5 protein-coding genes are annotated in these 5766 nt (G+C 72.7%); 2 read left to right on the top strand and 3 right to left on the bottom strand.

What is annotated here, in order from left to right; all coding sequences use genetic code 11:
• From GTW08_RS18230 to mce, 3 genes are all read right to left on the bottom strand, one after another.
• The coding region (locus GTW08_RS18230; RefSeq protein ID WP_161152267.1) for a hypothetical protein at positions 1 to 1203 on the bottom strand (1203 nt) is incomplete at its 3' end.
• Positions 1204 to 1276: 73 nt separating this feature from the next.
• Positions 1277 to 2608 carry a crotonyl-CoA carboxylase/reductase gene (gene ccrA, locus GTW08_RS18225; RefSeq protein WP_073578493.1) on the bottom strand — a complete coding sequence of 444 codons (1332 nt, stop codon included), beginning with the start codon at positions 2606 to 2608 and terminating at the stop codon, positions 1277 to 1279.
• Positions 2609 to 2797: 189 nt separating this feature from the next.
• On the bottom strand, positions 2798 to 3256 hold the full coding sequence (gene mce / locus GTW08_RS18220; protein WP_062397320.1) for a methylmalonyl-CoA epimerase: 459 nt from the start codon (positions 3254 to 3256) through the stop codon (positions 2798 to 2800).
• A gap of 138 nt (positions 3257 to 3394) precedes the next feature.
• Here mce and GTW08_RS18215 point away from each other — a divergent pair, with 138 nt between their 5' ends.
• Together GTW08_RS18215 and meaB are read left to right on the top strand one after the other, a co-directional pair.
• Positions 3395 to 4582, top strand: coding sequence for an acetyl-CoA C-acetyltransferase (locus GTW08_RS18215; protein WP_073578592.1), 1188 nt, complete (start codon positions 3395 to 3397; stop codon positions 4580 to 4582).
• Positions 4583 to 4659: 77 nt separating this feature from the next.
• Entirely contained in the window at positions 4660 to 5652 is a 993-nt protein-coding gene (meaB, locus tag GTW08_RS18210; protein ID WP_062397318.1) for a methylmalonyl Co-A mutase-associated GTPase MeaB, read from the top strand.
• Positions 5653 to 5766 lie beyond the last annotated feature (114 nt).

The raw sequence follows: 5766 nt of genomic DNA, 5'->3' as shown, positions 1-5766 counted from the left end.
CGCGCCCGGCGCGGCGGGAGCCACGGTGGTCCGCGGCTCGGTGATCCCGGCCGGGGGCTGCTCGACGGGGGCCTGCCCCGCGGGCGGCTCGTCGGCGGGCAGGTCGGTCAGGGCCGGGCCCGCATCGAGGTCGTCGACGCCGGACTCGATGAGCGACCGCGCGCCACGCAGCTGCTCGGCGACCCGGGCGCGCAGCCCGATGAGCTGCTCGACGCGGCGCTGGGCGGCGGAGGTGGTCTCCTCGGCGTCCCGGCGGGCGTCGGACCGGATCTTCTCGCCGTCGGCGCGGGCCTGGTCCAGGTCGCGGCGGATCCGCTCCGCGGCCTCGCGCTCACGGCGCGAGATGTCGGCCTCGAGCGCGTCGCGCTCGGCGAACAGCGAGGTCAGCGCCTCGGTACGGCGCTGGTCCATCGCGATCCGGAAGTCGTGCTCGACCTGCTCGCGGTTCTCCCGCGCCTCGGTGTCGGCGCGGGTGATCCGGGCGGTGACGGTGCGCTCGGCCTCGGTGAGCTCGCGCTCGGTGGAGCTGCGCTGCTCGGCGAGGTCGCGCTCGGTCGTCGTGCGCTGCTCGACCAGTTCGGCCTCGGTGACGCGTCGCCGTTCGGCGAGCTCGGCCTCGGTGCGCTCACGCAGCGCGGCCAGCTCCCGCTCGACGCGGGACTGCTTCTCCTCGACGGCGCGCTCCCGCTCGGCGGACCGGTGCGCGGCCTCCGCGGCCGTGGCCTCGGCCTGCGCGAGGGTCTGCTCGGCCCGGACGCGCGCGTCCTCGACGACGGTGCGGGCGTGCTCCTCGGCCCGGCGGCGCTTCTCGGCGATCTCGCGGTCCGCCGCGGCGTGCATCTCGGCGACCTCGTCCTCGGCGAGACGCAACATCGACCGGAGCCGCTCGCTCATGCCCTGCACGCTCTGCGGCGGGCCGGCGAGCCGGTTGACCTGCTGCTGCATGGCCTCGGCGCGGGTACGGGCGTCGTCGAGCTCGCGGCTCAGCCGGGTGTTCTGGGCGACCGCCGCGTCACGGTCGGCCGCCAGCATGCGCACCTCGGCGTCGAGCCGGCGCAGGTGGCTGTCGACCTGCGCCTGGTCGTAGCCGCGGCGCGCGATCGAGAAACCGGTCCGGGGTACGGGCACATCGTGGTCACCGGCCATGTCGTTCACCGTACCGTCGCCGACGTTCCACAGCCGTGAGTTCGCACCGAGGGTCACGGGGTTCACCCCGCTATGGACAGAGGCCCCGTCCGTGTGACACGGACGGGGCCTCCGGACGACCGATCGGGGGTCAGACGCCCCGGAACCGGTTGATGCCGGACAGGTGCTTCTCGCGCTTCTCCGGGTTCGTGACACCGAGGCCCTCCTCGGGAGCCAGCGCGAGCACGCCGACCTTGCCCTGGTGGAGGTTCTGCTTGACGTCGTTGGCGGCCTGGCCGGTCTCGGTCAGCGGGTACACCCGCGACAGCGTCGGGTGGATCATGCCCTTGGCGACGAGCCGGTTGGCCTCGTAGGCCTCGCGGTAGTTCGCGAAGTGCGAGCCGACGATCCGCTTGAGGTTCATCCACAGGTAGCGGTTGTCGAACTCGTGCATGTAGCCCGAGGTCGAGGCGCAGGTGACGATCTGGCCGCCCTTGCGGGTGACGTAGACCGAGGCGCCGAAGGTCTCGCGGCCCGGGTGCTCGAAGACGATGTCGGGGTCCTCGCCGCCGGTGAGCTCGCGGATCTTCGCGCCGAGCCGCTTCCACTCCTTCGGGTCCTGGGTGGTCTCGTCCTTCCAGAACTTGTAGCCCTCGGCGTTGCGGTCGATGACCAGCTCCGCGCCCATGTCGCGGCAGATCTGGGCCTTCTCCTCCGAGGAGACGACGCAGATCGGGGTGGCGCCGCCGTTGAGGGCGAACTGGGTGGCGTAGGAGCCGAGGCCGCCGGAGGCGCCCCAGATCAGCACGACGTCGCCCTGCTTCATGTCGGCGCCGTTCTTCGACACCAGCTGGCGGTAGGCGGTGGAGTTGACCAGGCCCGGGGACGCGGCCTCCTCCCAGGTGAGGTGGTCCGGCTTCGGCATCAGCTGGTTGGACTTGACCAGGGCCAGCTCGGCGAGGCCGCCGAAGTTGGTCTCGAAGCCCCAGATGCGCTGCTCCGGGTCCATCATCGTGTCGGAGTGCCCGTCCGGGCTCTCCAGCTCGACCGAGAGGCAGTGCGCGACGACCTGGTCGCCCGGCTTCCAGCTGTTCACGCCCGGCCCGGTCCGCACGACGACGCCGGCGAGGTCGGAGCCGACCACGTGGTAGGGCAGGTCGTGCCGCTTGGCCAGCGGCGAGAGCTTGCCGTAGCGCTTGAGGAAGCTGAACGTCGAGACCGGCTCGAAGATGGAGGTCCAGACGGTGTTGTAGTTGATCGCACTGGCCATGACGGCCACGAGCGCCTCACCGGGGCCGAGTTCGGGGACCGGGACGTCCTCGACGCGCAGGCTCTTGCGCGGGTCCTTCTCCTTGGTGGTCAGACCCTCGAACATGTCCGCGTCCTCGGCGCGGACGGTGACGCCCTGGTAGTGCTCGGGCACCTCCAGGCCTCCGACGTCGGTGAACTGTCCGGCGAGGATGGCGTCGCGGATGTCCTTCACTGCTGGCCTCCGATGGCGACGTTGTCAGGGGAGTCGGGTGGGCTCACCCGATGATGCTTGGGATACCGCAAGTTACTGCGTAGTATCTTAACCGTAGGTCGCCGGTGAGGGTGATACCCGAAGTGCGCTTCGTGATGCACCCCACCGGACGTGCGTACTGTCCTTCGGGACGGGGTCGTGCCTCGTCCGTCAGTGCGCGTCCGCGGCCGGCTCGACGAGCTCGACCAGCACTCCGCCGGCGTCCTTCGGGTGCACGAAGTTGACCTTCGAGTTCGAGGTGCCGCGGCGCGGGGCGTCGTAGAGCAGGCGCAGGCCCTTCGCCCGCAGCGCGTCCGCCGCGGCGGCGACGTCGGTGACCCGGTAGGCGACCTGCTGCAGCCCCGGGCCGTTGCGCCCGATGAACTTCGCGATCGTGGAGTCCTCGTTCAGCGGGGCGAGCAGCTGCACCTTCGTGGCGCCGGCCGCCTCGCCGGGCGCCCCGAGCATGGCCTCGCGCACGCCCTGCTCGGTGTTGGTCTCGGTGTGCACCGCGACCAGGCCCAGGTTCTCCGCGTACCAGCGGATGGCCTCGTCCAGGTCGGGCACCGCGATGCCCACGTGGTCCACGGCCACGACCAGCGGCGACAGGGCGTCCTCGGTTGTCGTCATGGGGGCACAAGCTACCGGTTCTACTCGTCGGTAGGTGCCTGTGCCACTGGTCACCCCCACCGTTCGGTGCGTCCGGACGGGTCGTGGCCGTGGGTATGGTGGCGGCCCACCTGACAACGAAGCCTGATGGAGGACCCCGTGTCCGGAACCGTGATCGTCGCCGGCGCCCGCACCCCGATGGGCCGTCTGCTCGGCTCCCTGAAGGGCTTCTCCGGGGCCCAGCTGGGCGGCGTGGCCATCAAGGCCGCGCTCGAGCGCGCCGGTGTGGCCCCCGACCAGGTCCAGTACACGATCATGGGTCAGGTCCTCACCGCCGGCGCGGGACAGATCCCGGCGCGTCAGGCCGCCGTCGAGGCCGGCATCCCGATGGACGTCCCGGCGCTGACCATCAACAAGGTCTGCCTGTCCGGCGTCGACGCCATCGCGCTGGCCGACCAGCTCATCCGCGCCGGCGAGTTCGACATCGTCGTCGCCGGTGGCCAGGAGTCGATGACCCAGGCCCCGCACCTGCTCACCAAGTCCCGCGAGGGCACCAAGTTCGGTGACGCCACCCTCACCGACCACATGGCCTACGACGGTCTGTTCTGCGCGTTCGACCAGGTCGCGATGGGTGCCTCCACCGAGAAGTACAACGAGCGCTACGGCCTGACCCGCGAGGAGCAGGACGCCTTCTCCGCCCGCTCGCACCAGCGCGCCGCCCGCGCCGCGCAGGACGGCACGTTCGACCAGGAGATCGCCCCGGTCGAGATCCCGCAGCGCAAGGGCGACCCGGTCGTCTTCTCGACCGACGAGGGCGTGCGCGGCGACACCACCGCCGAGAGCCTCGGCAAGCTCCGGCCCGCCTTCGCCGCCGACGGCACCATCACCGCGGGGTCGGCCTCCCAGATCTCCGACGGCGCGGCCGCCGTGGTCGTGATGAGCAAGGCCAAGGCCGAGGAGCTGGGCCTGGACTGGATCGCCGAGATCGGCGCCCACGGCGTCGTCGCCGGTCCGGACGCCTCGCTCCACGAGCAGCCCGCGAACGCGATCGCCAAGGCGTGCGAGAAGGAGGGCATCCAGCCCGCCGACCTCGACCTCGTCGAGATCAACGAGGCCTTCGCCGCGGTCGGCATCGTCTCCGCCCGCAAGCTCGGCATCGACGAGGAGAAGGTGAACGTCGACGGCGGCGCCATCGCCCTCGGCCACCCGATCGGCATGTCCGGCGCGCGGATCGCGCTGCACCTGGCGCTCGCGCTCAAGGCGCGCGGCGGCGGCGTCGGTGCGGCCGCGCTGTGCGGCGGCGGTGGTCAGGGCGATGCGCTGATCGTGCGCGTCCCCCAGGCCTGATCTCCGTGTGATGCACGTCGGCCCCCGCCTCGGCGGGGGCCGACGTGCATCCGCCCCCCCCGACAAGGAGGCCGACCGTGCCCGGACCGCCGGACCCCCGCGACCTCGTGGAACGCGCTCGCCGCGGCGAACAGCTCGCCGTCGCCCGGCTCATCTCGATGGTGGAGAACGCCGGCCCGCAGCTGCGGGAGGTGTCGGCGGCGCTGTCGCCGCACACCGGGCGCGCGCACGTCGTCGGGCTGACCGGGTCCCCGGGGGTGGGCAAGTCGACGTCGACGTCGGCGCTGGTCACCGAGCTGCGGACGCGCGGACGCCGGGTCGGGGTGCTGGCGGTGGACCCGTCCTCACCGTTCAGCGGCGGGGCGCTGCTGGGCGACCGGGTGCGGATGGGCGACCACGCCGACGACGACGGCGTCTTCATCCGGTCGATGGCCACCCGCGGGCACCTGGGCGGGCTGTCCTGGGCGACGCCGCAGGCCCTGCGGGTACTCGACGCCGCGGGCTGCGACGTCGTGCTGATCGAGACCGTCGGTGTCGGGCAGTCCGAGGTGGAGATCGTCGGGCTCGCCGACAGCACCGTCGTGCTGCTCGCGCCCGGGATGGGCGACGGCATCCAGGCGGCCAAGGCCGGGATCCTGGAGATCGGCGACGTCTTCGTGGTCAACAAGGCCGACCGCGAGGGGGCCCGCCGCACGGTGCGGGAGCTGCGGAACATGCTCCACCTGCGCACCCCGGACGGCGCCGGGAGGAGCGCAGGCGGAACGAGCATCGGCACCGAGCCGTGGGAGCCGCCGGTGCTCTCGACGGTCGCGTCCCGCTCGGAGGGGATCGGGGCCGTCGCCGACGCCCTCGACGAGCACCTCGCCTGGGCCGAGAAGTCCGGTGAACGGGAGCGGCGGCGCCGCGAGCGGGCGCGCCGTGAGATCGAGGGCATCGGGATGGAACAGGTCCGGGCCCGGATGGAACGGGTGCGTGGCGGCGACGCGCTCGACACCCTCACCGAGCGGGTGCTGGGCGGCGAGCTGGACCCGTGGGCCGCCGCCGACGAGCTGCTGGAACAGTCGGGCTGAGCCGATGCCCCCCCGGTCAGGGGGGCGTGGCCCCGGGCAGCGTCGCGAGCCGGTCGAGGACGCGCTGCGACCCGCTGCGCAGGGCGAGTGCCCGGGCCCGGGCGTGGGCGGCCC

Origin of the sequence: Pseudonocardia sp. SID8383, assembly GCF_009864975.1 — a bacterium.
GTDB classification, from domain to species: Bacteria; Actinomycetota; Actinomycetes; order Mycobacteriales; family Pseudonocardiaceae; genus Pseudonocardia; species Pseudonocardia alni.
Note: the sequence above shows the minus strand (reverse complement) of the source record. Positions and strands in the feature narration are given on the sequence as shown.